This is a genomic window from Geomonas diazotrophica, assembly GCF_018919385.1.
Taxonomy (GTDB): Bacteria; Desulfobacterota; Desulfuromonadia; order Geobacterales; family Geobacteraceae; genus Geomonas; species Geomonas diazotrophica.
This window is the reverse complement of the sequence record NZ_JAHLMF010000001.1, coordinates 126,052-149,336: the sequence shown is the minus strand read 5'-3', so window position 1 is coordinate 149,336 and position 23,285 is coordinate 126,052. Positions and strand designations below refer to the sequence as shown.

Below are 23,285 nucleotides of genomic sequence, written 5' to 3'. Positions count from 1 at the left end.
TAGCGGGGAGAAATTCCTATCTTTGCCCGATGATCATGCAAGGAACGGCGGTAAACGCGGCGGCAATCGTTATCGGCAGTGCCCTCGGCCTCAAGGCGGGGCACCTCATCTCCAGCAAGGTGCGGGGCACCGTCATGGCCGGGCTCGGCCTTGCCGTACTACTTATCGGCATCCAGCTCGCTTTCAAGAGTCAGCAGCCGATGATTATTATTGGCTCGCTTATCGGCGGGGGGATCATCGGCGAGTTGCTCGGCATCGAGGCGCGCCTGGAGGCGCTCGGCAACTGGATCGGCGACCGCTTCAAGGGGAGCGGCCGGATAGCCGAAGGCTTCGTCACCGCGAGCCTGCTCTACTGCGTCGGGGCCATGGCCATCATGGGGGCGCTCCAGGACGGTCTCGGCTCCCGCCCGGACATCCTCTATGCCAAGGCGGCCCTGGACGGCATCGCCTCGGTGGCGCTCGCCTCCACCCTGGGGGCCGGCGTGCTCTTCTCGGCGCTTCCTCTTTTCGCCTACCAGGGCGCCATCACCCTCTCCGCCACCCTGGCCCAGCAGATCCTCACCCCGGTCGTGGTCCAGGAGATGAATGCGGTCGGGGGGCTTTTGATCCTCGCCATCGGCCTCGACATGCTCGGCGTCAAGAGGGTCCCTGTGGGGAACCTGCTTCCCGCCGTGTTCCTGGCGCCTCCCCTGGTGATGCTCTTCGTGTCGTAAACCTTGACATTCCATTTGAGAATTTAATAACATGCAGTGCTTCCCACCTTTGCGCCCCGCGCTCGGGTGGGCGGGCGCCGGTCTTGAAGCTAAAGCCGTTACGCGGGGGACGTTCAAGCAGCCGCGACGCATGCGAAGAAAGCTTGAAGCGTCGAACCTCGAAGCTCGCTTCGCGTACCTCGCGCGCTCTTCTTCGGGTACCTTGCGTAACTCCTTTTGAGTCCGGCGCAGAGTCGCATCAACAAGTATTGGAGAAAAGAACTTTGGCCTGGAAAGCAATCGGGATATTCGACTCCGGCGTGGGGGGCTTGACCGTTCTCAAGGAAGTGCTGCAGACGCTCCCCCAGGAGGACACCATCTACCTCGGGGATACCGCCCGGGTCCCCTACGGCACCAAGTCGCCGGAAACGGTGATCCGCTACTCGCGCCAGATCGCCCGCTACCTGATGAACCGCGACATCAAGCTCCTCGTTGTCGCCTGCAACACCGCTTCCGCCGTGGCGCTCTCTGCGCTGCAGCAGGAGTTCGACATCCCCATCGTGGGGGTGATCGAGCCGGGCGCCCGCGCCGCGGCCGCGGCGACCAGGACCGGCAAGGTAGGCGTCATCGGCACCGCCGCCACCGTGGCCTCCTCCGCCTACACCAAGGCGATCAAGAGGATCAACCCGGACATCGAGGTGGTGAACCGCGCCTGCCCGCTCTTCGTCCCCCTTGCCGAGGAGGGGTGGGTGGACAACGAGGTGACCAGGATGACAGCGCGCATCTACCTCGAGGACCTGAAGGCGCAGGGGGTGGACACCCTGGTGCTCGGCTGCACCCACTATCCCATCCTCAAGGAAGTGATCGCGCAGGTAATGGGGCCGGAGGTGACCCTGGTCGACTCCGCGGCCGAAACCGCCCGCACCGTGGCGCAGATCCTCACCGAAGAGGGGCTTTTGCGCCCGGTGAACGAGCGGGGCAATCACCACTACTACGTCACCGACATCCCGGCCGGTTTCATCAGGGTCGGCAACCGTTTCCTCGGCGGCGAGCTGGGGGACGTCTACCAGGTGAGCCTGGAGCAGGATCTGCAGGAAGGAGGGGACGGTGAAGAGACGGAGTAACAGGGCCAAGGGGGTCCTGCTGATCGCCTTCCTGGTCTTTGCGGTGGTCGTGGGGGGCATGGTCTTCAGGAAATACCAGACGGCGACCAAGGTGACGCCGCCCGCCGCGCCGGCCGAACAGGTCGACACCCGGGTGGTGACCCTGTTCTTCTCCAGCCAGGACGGTTCGTCGCTGGCGCGGGAAGGGCGCGAGATCGCGGTGGAGGATACCACCGATGACATGATAGCCAGCGTGGTGGATGAGCTGGTGGTCGGGCCGCTGGGAGACCTGGCGCCCACCCTGCCGCACAACGCGCGGGTGCTCGGGGCCCAGTTGAAGGGGGACGTGGTGCAGGTGAATTTCTCCAAAGCGCTGGTGGAGAGCCTCCCCGAGGGGAGTTCCGCCGAGATGAGCGCCGTCTACTCCGTGGTCGACACCGTCGTCGCCAACTTCCCGCAGGTGAAAGCGGTGCAGTTCCTGGTCGACGGCGTGCCGGTCAAGGAGCTGAAGGGGCACCTCGACCTTTCCGCGCCCATCCCGGCCGACTTCACGCTGGAGAAGAAAGAGGCGCCTGCGGCGCCGGAAAAACAGTAAAACCAAAAGCGAGAGCACGAAGGGCCACAGAGGACACGAACGTCCATTGAAGGACGGGGATCCATTGAGGGCACGGAGGAAAAGGCGGTGATACGCTGGTTCCCTCTCCCTCTGGGAGAGGGTGCCCGAAGGGCGGGTGAGGGCTTGCCGGCTGCGGTCATTTAGCCTTTGGCAACTCCCTCACCCTGACCCTCTCCCGGGGGGAGAGGGGATGTGGCCAGATGTGGGAGATGATCTCCCTGGTGTCCTGTGTCGTTAGCGTTTTTTTCCGATTTTCAAATTTCCTTTTCAGGGGTGACCGATGAAGATGCCGTTTATGCAGGCGGTTAAGGAGCGGGTGCTGGTTTTGGACGGCGCCATGGGAACCATGCTGCAGGAGCGCGGGCTGAAGGCGGGACAGTCGCCCGAGGAGATGAACCTGACCGCCCCCGAGGTTGTGGCGGGGGTGCACCGCGCCTACCTGGAGGCGGGCGCCGACATCATCGTCACCAACACCTTCGGCGGCACCAAGGCGAAGCTCGAGCACTACGGCCTGGGGGACCAGGTGGCCCGGATCAACGCCGAGGCGGTCCGCATCGCCCGCGAGGTGGCAGGGGACGACGCCTACGTGGCGGGCTCGATCGGGCCGACCGGACGCTTCGTGGAGCCGGTCGGGGACATGAGCTTCGACGAGGCCCACGCGCTCTTTAGCGAGCAGGCCAAGGCCCTGATCGACGCCGGCTGCGACGTCATCTCGCTGGAAACCTTCCTCGACATCAAGGAGATCCGCGCGGCGCTCATCGCTATCCGCGAGCTTTCCGCCGACATTCCGGTCATCGCCATGCTCACCTTCGAGGAGAAGGGGAGAAGCGTGCTGGGGTCGCCCCCGGAGGCCGCGGCCATCACCCTCGAGGCTGCGGGTGCCTCCATCGTCGGCTCCAACTGCGGCCTGGGCGTGGACGGCATCTACGACATCCTCTGCGCCATGAGGAAAGTGAGCGGTCTGCCGCTCATCTCCCAGGCCAACGCCGGGCTCCCCGTCCTCAAGGACGGCGTTACCATCTTCCCCGGCACCCCCGACGAGATGACCGCCTACCATGACCGGATGATCGGCCTGGGCGTGCGGGTCATCGGCGGTTGCTGCGGCACCACCCCGGCGCACATCTCCGCCATCAAGGTGGCACTCTCCGGGAAGCAGACCCCGTTCATCCCCAGGGAAGACGACGGCACCACCTGGATCTCCAGCCGCGGCTCCTTCGCCCCCATCGGCAAGAAGCACCCGGTGGCCCTGATCGGCGAGCGCATCAACCCGACCGGCAAGAAGCTCTATTCGCAGGAGCTGCGTGAAGGGAAGGTGAGCTACATCAGGCGCGAGGCCCTGGAGCAGACCGAACTGGGCGCGACGCTGCTCGACGTGAACGTGGGGACCCCCGGCATCGACGAGCCCGCCGCCATGGAGCGCGCCGTATTCTGCGTCACCGGCGCGGTGCAGACCCCGCTGGTGCTCGACTCCTCCTCGGTGGATGCGCTGGAAGCGGGGCTTAAGTCCGCCGACGGCAAGGTGCTCATCAACTCGGTGAACGGCGAGGAGAAGAGCCTGGCCGCGGTGCTGCCGCTCGCCAGGAAGTACGGCGCGGCCCTGGTCTGCCTCACCCTGGACGACGCCGGCATCCCGGCCGAGGCCGAGGGGAGGGTCGCCGTGGCCCAGAAGATCGCCGAGCGCGCCGCCGCGGCGGGAATCAAGCGCAGCGACCTCGTGGTCGACTGCCTCACCCTCACCGTGAGCGCGGAGCCGAAGGGGGCGCTGGTCGCCCTGGAGGCGGTGCGCCGGGTGACCGAGATCGGGCTCAACACCACCCTCGGCGTATCCAACATCTCCTTCGGGCTCCCCTGCCGCCCGCTCATCTCGTCCACCTTCTTCTCCATGGTCATGGCTGCCGGTCTCACCTCCGCCATCGTGAACGTGAAGGAGGCCCCCATGATGTCCGCCTGGAGAAGCGCCATGGTGCTTTTGGGCAAGGACGTGAACGCCGCCGGCTACATCGACGCCTACCGCGGACAGTCCGTCGGCGCCACCGTGCAGCCTGCGGCTGCCGCCGGGGCCGCGGCGCCCGCCGCTGAGGCCGCCGGGCCGGAAGGGATACGGGGGCGGCTGGCCAAGGCGGTCATAAACGGCGAGCTGGAAGCCGTGGTCCCGCTGGTGGAGGAGGCCCTCGCCGAGGGGCTCTCGCCGATGCAGATCAGCTCGGAGGCGCTCCTCGTCGGCCTTGACGAGGTCGGGAGACGCTTCGGCAACGGCTCCTTCTTCCTGCCGCAGGTGATGGTCTCCGCCGACACCATGAAGGCGGCCTTCGCCCGGCTGAAGCAGGAGCTCTCCAGCGGCGCTCTGGAAAGCGCAGGGAAGATCCTCATGGCCACCGTCGAGGGGGACATCCACGACATCGGCAAGAACATCCTGGTGACGCTTCTGGAGAACAACGGCTTCGAGGTGATCGACCTCGGCAAGAACGTCCCGGCAGCGAAGATCCTGGACGCGGCGCGCAGCCACCAGGTGGACGCGGTGGGGCTCTCCGCGCTGATGACCACCACCATGGCCCAGATGGACAAGGTGGTGACCCTTTTGAAGTCGGAAGGGGTGAAGAGCTTCACCATGGTGGGGGGCGCCGTGGTTACCCAGCAGTACGCCGACGAGATCGGCGCGGACCTCTACGCCAAGGACGCCATGGAGGCGGTGGCCCGCATCAAGGAACTGCTGGCAAAATAAACGCTTTTTTGCGGTGACGGGAGCCGGCATCGCCCCGAATATCGCTTGCAACGCCGCTCCCGCTGTGCTAATTTGCGACGGGTCCGCCATTTGGCGTAGAGGTAAGGCATGGTCCTTGGTTTCAACCACAACATCAGATACAAAGGGGAATTGTTCCACGTCCAGACCGAGGACAGCGGAGTCGCCAATCCCCACATCATCACCTTGCTTTACCGCGGCGGGGTCATCCTCGCGTCCGCCAAGACCAGCTATGCCGACATCATCAAGGTGGAGCAGCTGGAGCTGGTGGTCGAATCGATCATGAAAGAGCAGCACAAGGACATGATGCGCCGCCTGAAAAACGGCGAGTTCGATGCCCGCATCTTCCCCGGCGGCGTGCCGGCGACCGCGGCCGAAGAGCAGAGTCCCGCTGTCGAACCACCCCCGGCACCCCCCGCGCCGCAGGTCGCCCCCGCGCAGCCCGCACCGGCGCGCCCCCCGCGGCAGGAGGCACCGGCGCAGCCGACCCCCGCCGTACCCCCGACATCTCCAGCCCATCGTAGCCTGGATGAGGTGATCCTCGATTACCTGATCACGGGCGAGGACAAATAAAGCCAGCCTGAAAGGAACCTTCGTGAAAGAAAAGATTGCAGATCTGGAAGAAAAGGCGAGGCGCCTGCGCGTCGCGATCGTGAAGACGCTGCACAAGTCGCAGTCGGGCCACACCGGCGGCTCGCTTTCCGCCATCGACATGGTGTGCGCACTGTACTTCCACAAGATGCGCCACAACCCGGCGGAGCCCGCCTGGGACGGCAGGGACCGCTTCGTGCTCAGCAAGGGGCACGCGGCACCGGCGCTCTACGTGACCCTCGCCGAGTGCGGCTACTTCCCCGCCGAGGACCTGATGATGCTGCGCCGCCTGGGGAGCCATCTGCAGGGGCACCCGGACAGCAAGGGAACCCCGGGGGTCGACGTCTGCACCGGGAGCCTCGGGCAGGGGCTTTCCATGGCCAACGGCATGGCGCTGGGGCTCAAGCTGGACGGCAAGGAGAACCGGGTCTACGCGGTGCTCGGCGACGGCGAGCTGCAGGAAGGGCAGATCTGGGAGGCCGCCATGGCCGCCGCCCACTACAAGAGCGACAACCTCTGCGCCCTGATCGACTCCAACGGCCTGCAGATCGACGGCGACGTCTCCAAGGTCATGAACGTCTCCTCCATCTCCGACAAGTTCAAGGCCTTCGGCTGGAACGCGATCGAGATCGACGGGCACGACATGGGGCAGATCGTGGCCGCCCTGGACCAGGCCGAGGCGCACAAGGGGGCACCCACCGCCATCGTCGCCAAGACGGTGAAGGGCAAGGGGGTGCACCTGTTCGAGAACAAGGCATCCTACCACGGCGTCACCCCGAACGACGAGGAGCTTCCCGAGGCGCTCAGGTGCCTGGGGTGCTGCGACTAGAACCGTTGGCTTCCGGCGCTTCCCCGAATTCCCATCCCCCCGGAGGGGGAGGCCGGAAGGGGGAAAGCCGTAGCTGGAAAGCCATTCTACCCCCTCCCTGACCCTCCCCCTCCGGGGGAAGGAACGTGGACGGACACATACAGAAAGGGACTAATTATGATCGCAACGAGGGACGCTTACGGCGAGGCGCTGGCCGAGCTGGGGGGCGAGAACGATAAGATAGTGGTGCTGGACGCGGACCTCTCCGGGTCCACCAAGACCGGCGTATTCGCGAAGAAATTCCCGAACCGCTTCTTCAACATGGGGATCGCCGAGGCCAACATGGTGGGCACGGCCGCAGGGCTTGCCGCGGTGGGGAAGGTTCCCTTCCTCTCCACCTTCGCCATCTTCGCCGCCGGCCGCGGCTGGGAGCAGATCCGCCAGTCGGTCGCCTACCCGAAGGCCAACGTGAAGATCGTCGCCACCCACGGCGGGGTCACCGTCGGTGAGGACGGGGGCTCGCACCAGTCGGTGGAGGACGTGGCCATCATGCGCGCCATCCCCAACATGACCGTCATCGTACCGGCCGACGGCGAAGAGACCAAGGGGGCCATCCGCGCCGTCGCCGCCTACAAGGGGCCGGTCTACGTGCGCCTGGGGCGCAACAAGGTTCCCAGCGTGTTCCCGGCAGGGCACAAGTTCGAGATCGGCAAGGGTGTGGTCGTGGTGCCCGGCACCGACCTCACCTTCATCACCACCGGTCTCATGACCGCCGCCGCGGTTACCGCCGCCGAGAAGCTCAAGGCCGAGGGGATCTCCGCCCGGGTGCTGCACATCGGCACCATCAAGCCGCTGGACAAGGAGCTGGTGCTGCAGGCGGCCCAGGAGACCGGCGCCATCGTCACCGCCGAGGAGCACTCCGTGGTGGGCGGCCTTGGCGGCGCAGTCGCCGAGTACCTGGGCGAGGCCTGCCCAACCCTGATGAAGCGGGTCGGCGTGTACGACCGCTTCGGCACCTCCGGTAAGTCCGACGAACTGCTCAAGTATTTTGGGCTCAATGCCGAAACCCTCATCGAAGAGGCCAGGGAGATCGTTTCGAGGAAGAAATGATGCCAAGGGTACTCCGGTCCACGGGTGGCTTCACCTATATCGGTGCCCTGGTCATGGCCGTGATCGTCGGGATCATGGCCAGCCAGGCGGCGGTGGTCTGGAGTACCGCCATGAAGCGCGAGCGGGAGGAAGAACTGATCTCCCGTGGCACCCAGATCCGGGACGCCCTGCGCAGGTGGTACAAGGTCAGGGTCATCGACGGGAAACTGGTGTCGAACCAGGTTCCCGGCAATACCGGCAACGTCAACGCCGCGCCGCCGGCGGTGGCGGGCCCTCCCGAGCTGAAATCGCTGCTCCAGGACCCGAACACCCCCGGCAAGTTGCGCTACCTGCGCCCCTACGCCCTGGTCGACCCAATAACCCTCAAGGAATGGGACGTGATCAGGAAGGACGGCAAGCTCGTCGGGGTCAAGTCGAAGAGCGAGCAGGTCCCGATCAAGCAGGGGAACTTCCCCTTCGATCTCCCCCCCGCCGACTTTGAGAAGAAGACAAAGTACAGCGAGTGGGAGTTCGTGTACGACCGCGTTCCGCCGGTTACCGCAACCGGTGGGGCAATAACGGGGCTGAATCCGAGCAGCAGCCCGACCCCGAGTACCAACAAGAGTAGTTCCACCACCCCCTAGGCTGCAGATGGCCCCTCCCGGGAGGGGGGACAGCGCCCGAAACCGGAGGCACCCTGATTTTCAAGAGTCTCACATCGCGGGTTATCGTGCTTTCCATCTGCCTGCTCGTGTTCGGCATCGGGACCTTCGCCTTCCTGACGCTGCGGCGCGAACAGATGCAGCTCGTCAACTCCGCCCGTGAATCGAGCGAGCTTTTGCTCGACACCATCGAACGCTCCCTGTACAACTCCATGCGCCACGGCAACACCGAAGACGTGAAGGTGATCCTGGAGATGGTGGGGCAGAGCGAAAACCTGGTGGGCGTGCGCATCTTCCATCCCCACGGCGTCATCCTGAAGTCCTCCCAGGCCTCCGAGGTCGGGCGCGTCGTGGACCAGCACGACTTCAAACTATTCCTGGACAACAAGCGCGAGGGGGTCTTCACCCTGGACGGGTACGGCGAGGTGCTCGGCATGGTGAAGCCGATCTACAACAACCGCCAATGCAACCTGTGCCACGGTGCCAAGAGCAGGATCATCGGCCTGTTGAACGTCAACTATTCGCTCGTGGAGACCAGGCGGCGCATCGTCGAGCTGACCAAGCTCTTCGTCATGTCCACCGTCGCCATCATCGGCTTCCTGTCGCTTGCCATCTCGCTGGTCATGCTGAAGTTCGTGAAGAAGCCGCTGAACCAGCTGGCCAAGAACATGGCCCGGGTGGAGGCGGGAGACCTCTCCGTGCGCATGACCCCGGAAGGGAAGGACGAGATCGGCCGCCTGATCGTCTCCTTCGACTCCATGGTGGACCGGCTGGACCGGGCCAAGAAGGAGCTGGAGACCTACCACTACCAGCAGATGGAGCGTGCCGACCGTCTGGCCTCGGTGGGCGAGATGGCCGCCGGCATCGCCCACGAGATCAAGAACCCGCTCACCGGGATCGCCGCCGCCATCACCGTCCTGAAGGACGACTTCTCGCCCGAGGACGGGCGCGCCCTGATCATCGGGGAGGTGCTGGAGCAGATCTCGCGGCTGGACAAGACGGTCAACGACCTCCTCTTCTTCGGCAAGCCCACCGTGGCCGAGCCCACCTGCACCGACATCAACAGCGCGCTGAAGAAGATCCTGATCTTCGCCTCGCAGCACCGAGGCGGCAAGAACATCGAGAAGAAGCTGGAGCTCGCCGAGGACCTCCCTCCGGTCTACGTCGACCCCAAGCAGATCCAGCAGGTGTTCCTGAACCTGTTCCTGAACGCGGTGCAGGCGATGCAGTCGGGGGGGACCCTCACCGTGGCCAGCACGCTGGCCAACGTCGACGGCATGGACATGGTGCGGGTGCGGGTGACCGACACCGGCCCTGGGATCCCGCCGCAGATCCTGGAAAAGATCTTCACTCCGTTCTTCACCACCAAGGCCCAGGGCACCGGACTTGGCCTGGCTATCAGCCACCGGCTCATCGAGCAGCACGGGGGGCGCCTCTCCTGCGTCAGCCAGGATGGCGTCGGCACTACCTTCTCGGTTGAGCTCCCGGCGTATTGCCCGAGCCAGGAGGAGCTGGAACGGGCACATTTGAGCACCGGCATAATCAGTTGAGCGATCGCAGCAGAAAGCAGTACGGCAGACCCCGACCACTCCGGGCCAGCAAGCCCGGCACCACATCCTAAGGAGCCGCCATGCGCAGAGCAAAAATAATGGTCGTCGACGATGAGCACCTGATCCGCTGGTCCCTGGAGCAGAACCTCAAGAAGCAGGGGTACGAGGTATGCACCGCCGGGACGGGCGAGGACGCGCTCAGGATCGCCCGGGAAGAGCAGCCCGAACTGGTGCTGCTGGACTACCATCTCCCCGGCATCAACGGCCTTGAGGTTTTGCAGCGACTCAAGGAGATCGACGAAGAGATCCTGGTGATCATGGTGACCGCCCAGGGAGGCCTGGAGACTGCGGTGAACACCATGCGCCACGGGGCCTACGACTACATCAACAAGCCCTTCAACCTGGACGAGATGGCGCTGGTGGTCAGGAAGGCCCTGGAGACCTCCGAGCTGCGCCGCGAGGTGGTGCAGCTTCGCAGCGAGCACAAGAAGCAGGGACCGCCCAAGATCCTGGGGAGCTCCAAGCACATGAAAAACGTGCTGGAGATGATGGCCAAGGTGGCAAAGAGCGACGCCACAACCGTCCTGGTGCAGGGGGAGTCGGGTACCGGCAAGGAACTGGTGGCGAAGTACATCCACTACGAATCCGCCCGTGCCGACAAGCCTTTCGTCGCCATCAACTGCGCCGCCGTTCCCTCCACCCTCTTGGAGAGCGAGCTCTTCGGTCACGAGAAGGGGGCCTTCACCGACGCCAAGACCTCCAAGAAGGGGCTCTTCGAGTTGGCCGACGGCGGCACCGTGTTCCTGGACGAAATCGGGGACATGGAGATCGGCATGCAGGCCAAGCTGCTGCGTTTCCTCGAGGACCGCACCTTCCGTCGCATCGGCGGCGCCAAGGTGATCCCCGTCGACGTCAGGATCATCTCCGCGACCAACAAGGACCTGATTAAGGCGATCGAGGACAAGTCCTTCAGAAACGACCTGTACTACCGGCTCCAGGTCATCCCGATCTTCCTCCCCGCCCTGCGAGAGCGCAAGGAGGACATCCTGGTGCTGGCCAACCACTTCATCGAGGTCTTCTCGAGGGAGTTCAACAAGCCGACCAAGGGGATCTCCAGCATGGCGGAGAAGCTCCTGGTCGAGTACAACTGGCCCGGCAACATCCGCGAGCTCAAGAACGTCATCGAGCGCGCCATCATCCTGGGCAACGACGAAAACCTGCTTCTCGAGAACCTGCCGCTCGAGATCGTGGCCAAGGCCTCGCAGGCCACCGTGCCGCTTACCACCTTCAAGCTCCCCCCCGAGGGGATCGACATCGAGGAGGTGGAGCGCGAGCTGATCAAGCAGTCCCTGGAGATGACCGACTGGAACCAGTCCAAGGCCGCCAAGAAGCTGAACCTCGGCATCGATGCGTTCCGCTACCGCATGAAGAAATTCGGTTTCCTGAAGTAGGAGAGCACCCGGGAGGTTCCACTGCACCCTCGCGGGTAACGGACCGCAGCACCAGGTGCGCCGGATGCCGCTTGAATCGACGACCCACAGCTTGATACCTCGCCCTGGCAGATCCTCTGCCGGGGCGTCCTTCGTTCCGTGCCTGTTGCTGGCGGCGCTTTTCGCCGCGGCACCTCCCCCCGCCGGCGCCTCGTATCCCGAGCCCGGCCCGCCCGCCGCGTCCGCTACGTCTCTCCCTGCCCAACCTGACATCTTCCCCCTGCAACTGCCGGGGCTTCGCCTGGATGCACCGTCCCCCGTCGCTCCCGGCTCTCGCACCGAATTCCGGGCGGAGTACCCTAAGGAGCCCGGGAGCGGGGTCCCCGCCTTCGTGCTGCAGCGAGGCGAGTACGGCGGCAGCGGCTACAAGCTTTTGGTCGAGATGGGCGACCTGCAGCTGAAGCAGACCAGGAACACGCTGCAGGAGGTGCGGGGGCGGGGCGGACGCTTCTCATTCCTCACCGGGAGCTTCGGCAACCGGGCCACCCTGGAGACCTTTGCGACCTCGGACGCGCACGGGGAGGGGGCGGACGATACCCTGGTGGGGGCAACCGGCGAGCTGTCGCTTCTGGACGAGAGCGCCAGCTTCAAGACCATCCTGCTTTCCGGCCGCAAGTCCCTGGACCGGGAGGGGCGCTGGCCCGCGGCGGGCGCGAGGCGGGGTGACGTGGCCGGCTTCGTGGCGCAGCTGAAGCCACTGAAGGGGCTGGTTGCGGCCGAGGCGGAGTACGATTGTTCGAGCTACGATGCCAGCACCTCCGACCTGACTTCGCCCATGCGCGACACCGCCTACCGGCTCAAACTCTCGGGGGGGTGGGGCCCCAGCCGCTACACCGCGCTCTACGAGCGGACCGGCCCCAGGTACCTGCTCATGAGCGCCGGTCCCCCGCGCGACAGGGAAGGGGGAAGCTTCGGCGTGGAGACCGTCCTGGCTTTGCACGCCTTCGACGTGAAGCTTTCGCGCTACAACGACAACGTCGAGAACAACCCGCTCGCACCCAGGGCGAACCGCTACGAGGGTGTCTTCGGCTACCGCTTCCGGGGGGTGAAGATGTTGCCCCTGGCGCTGCAGTACCGCAAAACCGTTATCGACAGCGGCAGGGAGCCGCTCGGCACGCTGCCCAAGGACGTGGCGGAGGACGCGGTTTCGGGGCAGCTGAACTACCTGGCGGGTAGCTGGGATTTGGGGGTGCGCGGGGGGATGTCGCAGCGTATCGACCGTCTGCGGCAGCAGCGGGAGCTGGCCACGACCAGCCTCGGCTTCCTGCCCAGGTTCTCGGCGGGGAGCTTTACGCTCCTTCCGGACCTCTCCTTGAAGAGGATCACGGACTTCAACGCGGCGCAGCGCACCGACCAGTACGCGCTGAACCTGGGAGTGTCCGGGAAGCTGCTCGAGAAAAGGGTCGACTACGAGATCAAGGGGGGGTACAAACGGGAGTGCACCGGGGTGCCGGGCACCGGCAAGGAGACGTTCGGGGCCAAGTTGAAGGCCGTTTATCCCCTGGCGCGGTTCTTCAACTGGAGCCGGCAGCCAAGCCTGGCTGTGAAAGGCGAGTACAACGAAGTGAACAACCTGACCGAGGACCGCAGGGAGAACGATTTCTCCCTGCTGATCTCGCTGGATGGGGGGAGCTTCTTGTAAGACAGGTTTAGGCTGAGGTTAAGGTTAAGAAATTCCTCAACCTCAACCGTAACCTCAACCTGTTACTCAGATTCTGACCAGCTCGTAGCCCCTGGTCCCGATCCCGATCTTTTCGGCGTGCTCCAACTGCACTTCCCAATCGATCTCCGGGTGGACGCCGCGGAACTTGTCGCCGCCTGGCTCGTGGCCGCTGGCGAGCGCGGTCTCCTGGTTGCCGCGGGCGTTGTTGACCAGGTCGGCGCAGGCCTGGTCCAGCGCCACCGGGTCGGCCGAGGCGCAGATGCCTATGTCGTTGACGATGGGGGCGTCGGCGTGCCCGTAGCAGTCGCAGGCGGGGGAGACCTGGGTGATGAAGTTCAAAAAGAGGGTCTTTCCCTGCTTCCCGTAAAGGGCCCCCTTGGCGTATTCGGCCATCTTGCGCATGACCAGCGACGCGCTCTCGTTCCACTGGATGTTGATCGCCTTCCTCTGGCACGCGGTGATGCAGCGGCTGCACCCCACGCAGGCGGCGGGGTCGATCTGGGCCTTCCCTTCGATGATGGCGATTGCGGCATGGGCGCAGGACTTCAGGCAGACGCTGCAGCCGTTGCAGAACCGCTCCGCCACCTTGGGCGCCACCGTGGAGTGCTGCTGCATCTTCCCTGTGCGGCTCGAGCACCCCATCCCGAGGTTCTTCAGGGTCCCGCCGAACCCGGTCAGTTCGTGGCACTTGAAATGCGAAACCGCGATGAGCGCGTCCGCTTCGAGGATCTCAGCGCCGATGTTGACCGTCTTCAGTATCTCGCCGTCCACCTGTATATCCTTGGCATTATGCCCCTTCAGGCCGTCGCACATGATGAGCGGCGCGTTCACGACGGCGTAGGCGAAGCCGTTTTCCACGGCGCAGGCCAGGGCGGAGACCGCCTCCTTGCGCTCGCCGGGGTAGAGGGTGGAGGAATCGGTCAGAAACGGTTTCCCCTCCAACGCCTTGATCTCGTCCACCACGCGGCGCAGGAATATCGGACGGATGAAGGTGTGGTTGCCCCGCTCGCCGAAGTGGACCTTCACGGCGACCAGGTCCCCGGGCGCGACGCTCTGCGCCAATCCGGCCTGCTGCATCAGCCGGCCGATCTTGCCGAACAGATTTTCCTTGGCCCCCGCCCTCATATCCGCAAAAAACACCTTGCTCCTCATAGCTTCCCCTCCTATAGGCATGCCTGACAGACGACCAGCGATTGGTATCATATATCGCCGGCCAATTCAACAGCTCGCAACTTTTTCTTGCTCTGCGGGTAAAATATGTTATTTATTAAAAATTCTCAGTGTACTCTGCGGGGAATGGATCGAAACTACGCTGTGGGAGCGGCATTACGGCTGGTGGCCGTCAGTCGGTTCCGTGGCGGCGCGCGCTGCAAACCATTAAAAATTCGACCCCCGGAGCTGTCCCGCCCGCCCTGACAGAGGCAGCGGGAGCGCAACGGCGGGAACGATAAAGGAGCACCGATGATCGAATGTGACGAGCGAGAACTCTGGATCATGGGACTGGGCGAGAGGGTGGAGCGCGGCGCCATCGTCTGTAGCTACCTCGCCGAAGGGGGGCACCGCGCCAGGACGGCCAAGGTGTCCGAGCTCTCCGGGTGCACCCCGCGGGCGATCCTTTTGGATCTTTCCCCCTGGTCCGACGACGGCTGGGGGGTGCTGCTGGCCCTGAAGGAGAACCAGGCGACCCGGGAGATCCCGATCCTCCCCATGTACCTGAGCGAGATCGGCCAAGTCGGCGCCGTCTTCCCGGTGGCGGGCTTTTTCACCCTCCCCATCGACACGCCCTACATGACCAGGAAGCTGAAGCAACTGGGGCTCACCGACGAGTCGGACGACTACGACCTGCAGGTGATGCTGGTGACCCGCAAGGGGGAGGAGCAGGTGCAGCACGCCATCACGAAGCTCGGCTTCGAGGTGGTGAACGCCTACACCGCCAAGGAGGCGGTGGCCCTGGGCACCATAGTGCATCCCTACATGATGTTCTGCGCGCTGATGCTCCCGGACCAGGCCGCGTTCGAGCTCCTGGAGCGTTTCCGGCTCTACCCGCAGACGCGGAACATCCCGTTCTTCGTGCTGCTCAAGGGGGAGATGAAGGACGGCGAACGCCTGGCCATGAGCCGCAGCATCGAGCACCTGGTGCGCAAGACGTGGCTCACGCGCCAGGAGTTCCTGGCCTACTTCAAGAAGCACAAGGAATGACGCAAGAAGGGGGGACGGCAGCAGCCGCCCCCCCTTTCGCATTATGATCCCTCCCTTCCGGTCTTTCCCCTCGTCCTCCGGGAGAGGGGCAGTTGGCGAGGTATCACTTACCCTTTCCGTCTAGCCGCGGAGAAAACCGCGGCGGCCGCGATGGTGCCGGCGACCAGGGCCCCCAGGCCCCACTTGCGCTGCGAGAGCCAGACCTGGGTGCTGAACCCCTTGGATCGGGCGTCGAAACGCCCGTGCGCGCCGTAGGGGCCGGGCACGCTTTCCCAAAGGTTGGCGGCGCGGTCGGGCCGCTCCGGTTCGTCGGTCTGCTGCGACTTGTACCCGGTGAGGCCGAGGTAGAGGTCGAGCAGGCCACGGGCGACCTTGTTGCCCCACATCGCCTTGAGCGTGGGCAGCCCGACGTAAATTTCCCGGCGCCTGCGGTGCGATGCCCAGACGATGGTATCGGCGGCCACCTCCGGCTGGTAGATGGGAGGGACCGGCTGCGGCCGGTTGGGGAGGCGCGACTCGACCCAGTCGAACTGCGGGGTGTTCATCGCCGGGAGTTGCACCATGGTCAGGTGCACCCGGCTTTTCTCATGGATCAGTTCGCAGCGGATCGAGTCGGTGAAGCCCCTCATGCCGTGCTTGGCGCCGCAGTAGGCCGACTGCAGCGGTATGCTGCGATCCGACAGCGCCGAGCCCACCTGGATCACCATACCCCGGTTGCGCGGCAGCATCCGTTTCAGTGCCGCCATGGTGCCGTGCACCGCCCCGAGGTAGGTCACCTCGGTCACCCGCCTGAACTCCTCCGCAGTCATCTCCTTGAAGGAGGAGAAGACCGAGGTCATGGCGTTGTTCACCCAGACGTCGATGGGGCCGAACTCCCGCTCCACCTCGTCCGCCGCCTCCTCGACGCGCCGCGCGTCGGCCACGTCCCCCACCAGCACCAACGCCTTTCCCCCAAGGCGCTCCACCTCCTCCCTGGCCGCCTCCAGCCGCTCGCGGTTCCTGGCGAACAGCCCAATGTGCGCCCCCTCGCGGGCAAAGGCCCGTGCCGTGGCGCGCCCTAGCCCGGCCGAAGCGCCGGTGATGACGACGACCCTGCCTGAAGTTCCGTTCATCTGTGACCTCCTGCCCGGTTCTGAATCGTACCGTCACCCGCAGAAAAGTCATGATCCCCACGGGGCAACGCCCATTAGGATACCAGATATGAAAGCATTAACCTCTGGGGGGCCGTAAACCGGAAGGAAAATCCCGCGAGAGGGGTGGGGGGGCTGCTTGAGATGCTGCACTACCGGTTAGGAGTTGTTCCATCAGGTGCGTGCTCACGTGTGCCCCTCCGGTCCGGCTTTGGGCTGCAGCTTGAAGCGGTATTGCCGCTTCGTGGTATCCTTCATAAATCTCACACAAGGAGGTTCTTATGAAAAGAAGAATGATCTCCATCGTTGTGGCATCTCTGCTTGCCGTGGCATTCGCCGCGTCGGCGTGGGGAGCTCCCTGGCAGGGGTGGCGCGGCAGTGGTGGATGGGGCATGAAAGGTGCCTACCAGCGGCTCTACGACCCGGCCAAGGTTGAGACGGTGAGCGGGGAGGTGGCCAAGGTTGAGCTGATGTCGGCCAGGAAGGGGCCGGGCAACGGCGTGCACCTTCTGCTGAGAACCGGGCAGGAGACCATCCCGGTTCACCTTGGCCCGGCCTGGTTCCTGGAACGCCTCGACACCAGGATCGAGAAGGGGGACAGGGTGGAGGTAAAGGGGGCACGGGTGACCTTCGACGGAAAGCCCGCCATCATCGCTGCGGAAGTCAAAAAAGGGGACGCGGTGCTGCAGTTGCGCGACCAGGCGGGTGTCCCGGTGTGGGCCGGGTGGCGCAGGTAAGGGGAGCCGCAAGGAGTGTCGGAAGGAGGCGCGTGAAGTTGCGCCTCCTTTTTAATGTCCGCTGAGGCGGCCGCCCGCTACCGCTTGGCGCCCTTCCTCTTGTTCCGTTTATTTTTATTACCCGCCTTTTTCGTCTTCGCCGGTTTGCTAGGCCGGGACTTCTGCCTTTTCACATGGTGCTTCGTCTCGGCACTCAGTTTGTTCCAGAGTTCGACCGGTTCCAGCATGTCGGGGTCGGATTTCCTGGCAGCGGCGAACGCCTCCCGCGCCTTCTCCCGGTTTCCCTCCTTCAGGTACAGTTTCCCCATCGCGTTCAGTGCCCGGGCGTGGTCCGGCTTCAGCTTGAGCGCCGCCTCGAACTGACGTAGCGCCTTCTCGTCCTCCCGTTTGAACGCGTAGATGACACCGAGGCGGTATTGGCTGTCCGCGCTCTGCGGGTTGAGTTGCGCGGCCTCTTCCAGGAGCGTGGTGACGTCGTCGTAACGCTTCTGCTTGACGAAGAGGGAGATGAGGGTGTCTCTTGCCTGCGAGTTCCCGGGGTCGAGCGTTAGGACCTCGCGCAGGTGCTTCTCGGCCGGATCGGGCTGTTTCAGGCGCAGGTACAACAGGGCGATGCTGCGATGGGCCTCGCTGTTGGAGGGATCCAGCCTCAGCGCCTGGTCGTAGGCTGACGCAGCGTCCCGGTAAGCTCTCTGCTTTTCCAGCAGGCGGGCCAGCTTCAGGTAGTTGAGGGGGTTGTCGGCCTGCTGCGAGACGAGCTCCCGGTACGAGGCGACGGCCTCATCGAGATCGCCCCGCAGGGCGTGGATGTCGGCGAGCCGCCTGCGGGGTTCGCTGTTGGAGGGGTCGAGCTTCAGGGCAGCGGTGAAATTCCGCACCGCCTCGTCGAGGTCCCCCTTGCGCTCGTAGAGGGTGCCCAGGTGGTAGCGAAGGCGGGCGGAATCCTCCTTCATCTGCAGGGCGTCTTCGTACGCCGCGATGGCCTCGGCGTCGTGCCCGGCGGCAAGATGGGCGTCTCCGAGCTTTTCGCGCACCCCACGTGTATCCGGGTTCTTCACCAGCAGGGAACCGTACTCGGCGGCGGCCAGGGCGAACTCGCCGGTTTCCTCGTATTTCGCCCCCCGCTTCAGGTGGTCGGCCACGGTGACCGCCCGCTGCACCCCCGCGAGTGTGTATTCCTTCTCGGCCTCCTTGCGTTTGCCCATCACCTCCAGGAGCTGCGCCAGCCTGAAATGGGCGTTGGCGTTGCCGGGAGCAGCGCTGATGGCCTGGCGCAGGTGTGCCGCCGCCTGGTCGTACCGGTTCCGGTCCTGGTACAGCGCGGCGAGCTCGAGGTGGACCGTGGCGTTTGAGGGGTCCAGTCGGAGGGCTTCCTGCAGCGACTCCAGCGCGTGCTGCTGCTCGCCCAGGCCAGCGTAGCTGCGGGCGAGCCCGAGGAAGAGGTTGACGTCGTTGGCGAAGGCGGGCTGGGCCAGCCGGTACTGATTCAGGGCCAGCGCGTACAGTTTTCCTTCGAGGAAGATATCGGCAAGGGCGCGGGCGTAACGCGGGTCGCCCGACTGCCTGGCCGCCTGAAACAGCGGGACGGAGGCCTCCTCGCGGTTTCCCTTGGCCAGAAGCAAAAGCCCGAGGCGTCCGCGAGCCTGGAGGAGCTGGGGATCTTGGGCTAGGGCGTCGCGGTAGGCTGCCATCGCCTCATCGGTCTTCCCCTGTACCTCGAGGGACACCGCCTTCAGGTACAGCGCCGCTCCTCCGTCGCGGCAAAGCGCCTGGACCTTTTTCTCCGTCTCGGCCCGGTCGGCCGACGGGGTTTCCGGTGCTACTTTCTCCACGGCTTCACGTGCTTCCGTGCACTTGTCCTTGCCTCCCCAGGTGAAGCCCATGGAAAGGCAGGCGAGCAGGACGATGCCGGACCGTAAGGTCCGGCTTGTCAGTGTATGGTTCATGGCACACCTGAAACGTCAAGGGGCCGACGTTGCGGCCCCTCTCGGTTACTTGTTGATGGTGAATTCATCGCGCCTGTTCTTGGCCCAGGCTGCCTCGTCGTGACCGGCGACGGCGGGCTTTTCCTCGCCGTAGCCGATGGTGGAGAGGCGGCTGGCGGGAATCCCCAGGGCAACCAGGTACTTCATTGCGGACTGGGCACGGCGCTCGCTCAGGGCGAGGTTGTATTCGTCGGAGCCGCGCTCGTCGCAGTTCCCCTCGATGCGGATCTTAACGCTCGGCATCGCCTTCAGTTTCGCGTAATTCTCGGTCAGCGTTTTCCTGGCCGCATCGCTCAGCACATCGGAGTCGAAGTCGAAATAAACCTTCTCGAGCGCGCCGGCCAGGGTGGCTTCCTTCTGGGTAAGCGGTGCCGGTTGCGACTGGATCTGCTCCGATTTGATGGTCGAGGACGGGAGTGCGGAGGTTGCCGGCGCCGTCTGCTGCGTTGTCGCAGGAGCGGCTGCCTTGGCGGGTGCTGACTGGGTGGTTGCCGAAGGAGCCAGGGGCTGGTCGGTTTTCACAGACTGCTGCTTGGCGCAGCCGCTTACGATGAATACGCCGGTGCAAAGAACGGGAACAAGCCTTTTAAGATTGAGTTTCATGGATTTCCTCCCTTGATGCTTTGGTTATTGTGGACGCGACAAGGCGCGCGGACGCGAGCGACGCTGTTCATTCACTTTGGTGACTGTGGAGATCTAAGGTTCCGGAGAGCCGGTGTCAGACAGCGGGAGCAGGGGGGCCCCGGGAGAGGACCGAGAAAAGCGGGGAGGCTGCCACGCCGCGGAAGGCGGGCGGATATACGGTGTGGAAAACGGTGCGGACAACGGGTTCGCACCCCTGCGCAGGTTCGGCCTGGATGTGGTCGAAAGACTTCTTGACCACGCTCTCCTGCGACTTCTTGAACTGCTCTTCGATATAGGCGCGGGGCTTCGGCTTGGGGCGATGTGAGCGCGACAGATCCGGACCCCGCATCCCGAAGGCGAGGATCGAGATCGAGGCGATGCAGGTGATCAGAAGCAGCAGGCTTTTATGAGTGAGGCTCTTTTTGATCATGGACATTTGTTTGCCGACAAAGTTGTACCGAGCAACAATTTATATCCTATCCCTACTAGAAAAACAACTACCTACTTGATGCAGATCCGGCGCAACTCGTCGATGTCGGTGTGTCCCTGCGTGCATTTCAGTATCCCGTCCTGCTTCAACCTGGTCATGCCGTCGGCAAGGGCGGAGGTTGCCGGACGAATGGATCTCGTTGATCTTCTCCATGGACCTCTTGCGGTGTTCGAGCTGTTCCTTGAGCAGGTTGCCTTCTGCCATCTCGTTCCATCCTCTGTGACACTCTCCCCCGGTTTTTACTCTGGCACAGAGCTTCTTTTAAAGTTTCAGAACCTATTCCCGAAACGTTATAAGGTGGGGACGGCGGCCCTGACCCGTATGGGCTGTATCGTCGCTGCCGTCCTGGTCCTGTTCAGCCGCTTCGGGGTCTGGATCAACCTCGCCTCCCCCTGGGCAAACGTTGCCTGCAATGTTCGCCTCGATAACGGTCTGGAACTCCACGGTGGAGGTCACCTCCGGCACCGGACACGCCGTCTCTGCCATCATCCCGATCATCACAAACAGTGGGGCACCACCGCCGGCAACTGGTCGGGAGCCCTCGATTTCTCCGGCAACAGGGGCGTTGTCAACGGCACCGGCAACGTACAGTTGAACGGCGCCGCAGCCGGCAGGATAAACAGCAACGGCGCCGGCACTTTCAGCGGTACTGCCGCCGGCAGGGTGAGATAAGTCAAAGGAAGGTGCCATGCTCAATTTTTCCGCCAAGAGAGCTTTCGTGCTGCTCTACTTGGCCTCCTACCTGATAGTGGCGGTCGCCATAGTCCTTACTGTCAACCACCAGCAGCGCGAGGCGGCCCTTGACGAGGCAAGGGAGAAGGCACGGCTGATCCTCGACAGCAAGCTCGCAGTCCACAGCTACTTCTCCAAGCAGCTGAAACCCAAGCTGTTCCAGCTGACGGACCGGTACCGTCCGGGGGAGTACTTCGATCCGGTCTGGATGTCCTCCACCTATGCGGTGCGGGAGATCGACCGCTACAACAATGCCTTCTCCAATAGCAATTACTACTACAAGGAGTGTGCGGTAAACGCCAGAAGCCCCCTGAACGAGGCGGATGACGTGGAGCGCGCCTTCCTGGGTGAACTCAAGAGGAACTCGTCGATCGACGTGCGGTCGGAGATCCGGCTTTTCAGCGGCAAGCCGTTCTTCGTGGTAATGCGCCGGGGTGAGAGCATGGAGAAAGACTGCCTGCGCTGCCACAGCGTACCGCAGAGGGCTCCGGCCGACCTGGTGCATGAGTACGGACCTTTGCGCAGCTTCAACAGGCACGAAGGGGACCTGGTTTCGGCGGTGTCGATCCGGATACCGCTGGAGAAGGCGTACGCCGATGCCAACCGGCTCTCCTTCCAGCTGTCCGTCCTGCTGCTGGCCATCCTGGGCGGCGCCTCGCTGCTGCAATTCCTCCTGATGGAAGGGGTGCTGTTGAACCCACTGGCTGCGCTGCGCGACCGCACCGATGCCATCCTCCGGGACGAAAGCCGCCTGGGGCAGGATATCCCGCAATTGTCGCGGGCCAGGGAACTGGTGGAACTGACCGGCACCTTCAACGACCTTTCCAGGCACCTGCGTGCCGAAAAGGAAGGGCTGGTGGGGCAGGTGCGGCAGAGGACGGCTGAGCTGCAGGAGTTGAACCAGACCCTGGAGCAGGACGTGGCACAGCGCAAGGCGGTCCAGGCGGAACTCGCGGCGAAGGTGGAGCAACTGGAGGCGGCACTGGCAAAGGTCCGCATCCTTGAAGGGGTGATACCGATCTGCTCCTACTGCAAGAAGATCCGCAACGACGAGGAGAGCTGGCAACAGATGGAGCAGTACATCTCGGAGCACACCGATGCCATGTTCAGCCACGGCATCTGTCCTTCCTGTTTCGACGAGCAGTGCAAGGTGGTGAAGAGAAGGGAGGAGGACGAGGACGAGGAGTGACGTCCTGCCGGCAGCCCCCGCGGGGAACCACGAAAGAAGCCGGCCCCGGGGCCGGCTTCTTTTTTACCGTGACCGGCCGATGTCGGCCAGGTAGATGCTGTATATGTCGCTGAAGACCACGTAATTGCCGTAGATAGCGGGGGTGTACCGGTCTTTGCTCCCGCCGGCGATGGCGGTCTCCTTGCCGGTGATCAGGTCCAGGAGGTGGATCTCCTCCAGCTCTGCATTGGAATTATCCACGAATACTACCCGGGTGCCCCATATGCGCGGGAACCTCTGGTTGGCGTCGCTCTCGGTGAGCCTTCTCTCCTGGCCGCTGTTGATGTCGTAGAGGTAGATGTCGTAGTTGGGCAGGACGTCCTTGTTGCGGTTGTCCTCCCATACCACGAGGTTGCCGTACGCAGAGGGCGCCCACTGTGCCTCCTCGTTCGAGGTCACCCGCACCTCCTTCCCTTTGACCAGGTCGTACAGATAGATGTCGCCGGAGTCGTTGCGTTCATCCTTCCAGACCAGGTAGTCGGCAGCCAACGCGGGGAATCCCTGCGGCGCCTGTCCCGTCTCCATCCGCTTTTCCTTCTTGGTCGCGAGGTCGTAGAGGCAGACCCTCTCTTTGCCGTCGCTCAGGTCGGTCCAGGCGAGGTAACGCTCGGACACGGCCAAGTCGACCTTGGGGGCGGCGGAGATCACCACGGGGGCTTCCTTGCCTTCGGCCAAGTCGTACATGTAGATGTCGGAGGTCCCGTTGCGGTAGTCCTGCCAGTAAATCCTGCTCCCGTAGATGCGCGGCTTCTTGTGGTCCGCCCCTCCCTGGGTGATCCGCTTCTCCGTTCCCGTCTCCATGTCGTAGAGGTAGATATCGGCCTTGCCGTTGCGGGTGTCCTGCCAGACCACGCGGCTACCGTAGATATCCGGGTACTGCCTGGCCCCCGCCCCGTAGCTGATCTGTTTCACCACGATCTCCTCAGCGCTGCACCAGGAGCCGATCAGCAGGGACGCTGCCAGCGCTAGAATCATCCTTTTCATTCGCACCTCACTTGGGTTCGCCGCCTCTCGTTTTCCACGCCAGCAACTTGTATGAAATTTCCCTCAGCATGTCAAGATAGGCATTTCACCCTACCCTGTGGTGTATAACACCCAAAAAGGTGGGGTGACCCACCCGGTTGCCAGCCACGAAGAAGTTTGTCTCCGGATTTTA

The 23,285-nt window shown here is 64.0% G+C and carries 21 protein-coding genes; 15 read left to right on the top strand and 6 right to left on the bottom strand.

What is annotated here, in order from left to right:
* The first annotated feature begins 35 nt into the window (after window positions 1–35).
* From KOM00_RS00655 to KOM00_RS00605, 11 genes are all read left to right on the top strand, one after another.
* Window positions 36–713 (top strand): DUF554 domain-containing protein, encoded by a 678-nt coding sequence (locus KOM00_RS00655; RefSeq protein WP_236026663.1) that lies wholly within the window; start codon window positions 36–38, stop codon window positions 711–713.
* A 263-nt stretch (window positions 714–976) separates the two neighbouring features.
* The gene (gene murI, locus KOM00_RS00650; protein ID WP_216496906.1) at window positions 977–1,816 is read left to right on the top strand and encodes a glutamate racemase; all 840 of its coding nucleotides are present in this window, start codon (window positions 977–979) and stop codon (window positions 1,814–1,816) included.
* Entirely contained in the window at window positions 1,800–2,390 is a 591-nt protein-coding gene (locus KOM00_RS00645) for a GerMN domain-containing protein (RefSeq protein ID WP_216496905.1), read from the top strand. Before murI ends, KOM00_RS00645 begins: the two co-directional genes overlap by 17 nt.
* A gap of 301 nt (window positions 2,391–2,691) precedes the next feature.
* Window positions 2,692–5,133: a homocysteine S-methyltransferase family protein gene (locus tag KOM00_RS00640; RefSeq protein ID WP_216496904.1), complete on the top strand. Its 2,442-nt coding sequence runs from the start codon at window positions 2,692–2,694 to the stop codon at window positions 5,131–5,133.
* A 108-nt stretch (window positions 5,134–5,241) separates the two neighbouring features.
* Complete coding sequence (locus KOM00_RS00635; protein ID WP_216496903.1) at window positions 5,242–5,724, top strand: hypothetical protein; 483 nt, start codon at window positions 5,242–5,244, stop codon at window positions 5,722–5,724.
* Between the two features lie 22 nt (window positions 5,725–5,746).
* Window positions 5,747–6,571: a transketolase gene (locus KOM00_RS00630; protein ID WP_216496902.1), complete on the top strand. Its 825-nt coding sequence runs from the start codon at window positions 5,747–5,749 to the stop codon at window positions 6,569–6,571.
* 156 nt (window positions 6,572–6,727) lie between these two features.
* Complete coding sequence (locus KOM00_RS00625) at window positions 6,728–7,660, top strand: transketolase family protein (protein WP_216496901.1); 933 nt, start codon at window positions 6,728–6,730, stop codon at window positions 7,658–7,660.
* The gene (locus KOM00_RS00620; protein ID WP_236026662.1) at window positions 7,660–8,283 is read left to right on the top strand and encodes a type II secretion system protein; all 624 of its coding nucleotides are present in this window, start codon (window positions 7,660–7,662) and stop codon (window positions 8,281–8,283) included. Before KOM00_RS00625 ends, KOM00_RS00620 begins: the two co-directional genes overlap by 1 nt.
* Window positions 8,284–8,369: 86 nt before the next feature.
* Entirely contained in the window at window positions 8,370–9,851 is a 1,482-nt protein-coding gene (locus KOM00_RS00615; RefSeq protein ID WP_239027582.1) for a HAMP domain-containing sensor histidine kinase, read from the top strand.
* An 80-nt stretch (window positions 9,852–9,931) separates the two neighbouring features.
* Window positions 9,932–11,302 carry a sigma-54-dependent transcriptional regulator gene (locus tag KOM00_RS00610; RefSeq protein ID WP_216496899.1) on the top strand — a complete coding sequence of 457 codons (1,371 nt, stop codon included), beginning with the start codon at window positions 9,932–9,934 and terminating at the stop codon, window positions 11,300–11,302.
* Window positions 11,303–11,366: 64 nt separating this feature from the next.
* Window positions 11,367–12,983: a hypothetical protein gene (locus KOM00_RS00605; protein WP_216496898.1), complete on the top strand. Its 1,617-nt coding sequence runs from the start codon at window positions 11,367–11,369 to the stop codon at window positions 12,981–12,983.
* Window positions 12,984–13,049: 66 nt separating this feature from the next.
* On the opposite strand, the gene KOM00_RS00600 is transcribed toward KOM00_RS00605, so the two are convergent.
* Window positions 13,050–14,156, bottom strand: a complete 1,107-nt coding sequence (locus tag KOM00_RS00600) for a DUF362 domain-containing protein (protein WP_216496897.1) — start codon at window positions 14,154–14,156, stop codon at window positions 13,050–13,052.
* 309 nt (window positions 14,157–14,465) lie between these two features.
* Between KOM00_RS00600 and KOM00_RS00595 the strand changes: the two genes are divergently transcribed.
* The gene (locus KOM00_RS00595; protein ID WP_216496896.1) at window positions 14,466–15,203 is read left to right on the top strand and encodes a PleD family two-component system response regulator; all 738 of its coding nucleotides are present in this window, start codon (window positions 14,466–14,468) and stop codon (window positions 15,201–15,203) included.
* 107 nt (window positions 15,204–15,310) lie between these two features.
* Here the strand turns inward: KOM00_RS00595 and KOM00_RS00590 are convergent, their stop codons facing one another.
* On the bottom strand, window positions 15,311–16,315 hold the full coding sequence (locus KOM00_RS00590; RefSeq protein ID WP_216496895.1) for an SDR family oxidoreductase: 1,005 nt from the start codon (window positions 16,313–16,315) through the stop codon (window positions 15,311–15,313).
* A 299-nt stretch (window positions 16,316–16,614) separates the two neighbouring features.
* Here KOM00_RS00590 and KOM00_RS00585 point away from each other — a divergent pair, with 299 nt between their 5' ends.
* Window positions 16,615–17,070, top strand: coding sequence for a DNA-binding protein (locus KOM00_RS00585; protein WP_216496894.1), 456 nt, complete (start codon window positions 16,615–16,617; stop codon window positions 17,068–17,070).
* Between the two features lie 77 nt (window positions 17,071–17,147).
* On the opposite strand, the gene KOM00_RS00580 is transcribed toward KOM00_RS00585, so the two are convergent.
* The 3 genes from KOM00_RS00580 to KOM00_RS00570 form a co-directional block, all read right to left on the bottom strand.
* Complete coding sequence (locus KOM00_RS00580) at window positions 17,148–19,016, bottom strand: tetratricopeptide repeat protein (RefSeq protein WP_216496893.1); 1,869 nt, start codon at window positions 19,014–19,016, stop codon at window positions 17,148–17,150.
* Between the two features lie 45 nt (window positions 19,017–19,061).
* Window positions 19,062–19,658, bottom strand: coding sequence for a peptidoglycan-associated lipoprotein Pal (gene pal, locus KOM00_RS00575; RefSeq protein WP_216496892.1), 597 nt, complete (start codon window positions 19,656–19,658; stop codon window positions 19,062–19,064).
* 115 nt (window positions 19,659–19,773) lie between these two features.
* Complete coding sequence (locus KOM00_RS00570) at window positions 19,774–20,115, bottom strand: hypothetical protein (protein ID WP_216496891.1); 342 nt, start codon at window positions 20,113–20,115, stop codon at window positions 19,774–19,776.
* Between KOM00_RS00570 and KOM00_RS00565 the strand changes: the two genes are divergently transcribed.
* Together KOM00_RS00565 and KOM00_RS00560 are read left to right on the top strand one after the other, a co-directional pair.
* Window positions 20,086–20,841, top strand: a complete 756-nt coding sequence (locus tag KOM00_RS00565) for a hypothetical protein (RefSeq protein ID WP_216496890.1) — start codon at window positions 20,086–20,088, stop codon at window positions 20,839–20,841. The two genes, KOM00_RS00570 and KOM00_RS00565, sit on opposite strands and share 30 nt — an antisense overlap.
* Window positions 20,842–20,857: 16 nt before the next feature.
* Window positions 20,858–22,090, top strand: a complete 1,233-nt coding sequence (locus KOM00_RS00560) for a Tll0287-like domain-containing protein (RefSeq protein WP_216496889.1) — start codon at window positions 20,858–20,860, stop codon at window positions 22,088–22,090.
* A 63-nt stretch (window positions 22,091–22,153) separates the two neighbouring features.
* Here KOM00_RS00560 and KOM00_RS00555 read toward each other — a convergent pair whose 3' ends face one another.
* Entirely contained in the window at window positions 22,154–23,113 is a 960-nt protein-coding gene (locus KOM00_RS00555; protein ID WP_216496888.1) for a hypothetical protein, read from the bottom strand.
* Window positions 23,114–23,285: the final 172 nt, after the last annotated feature.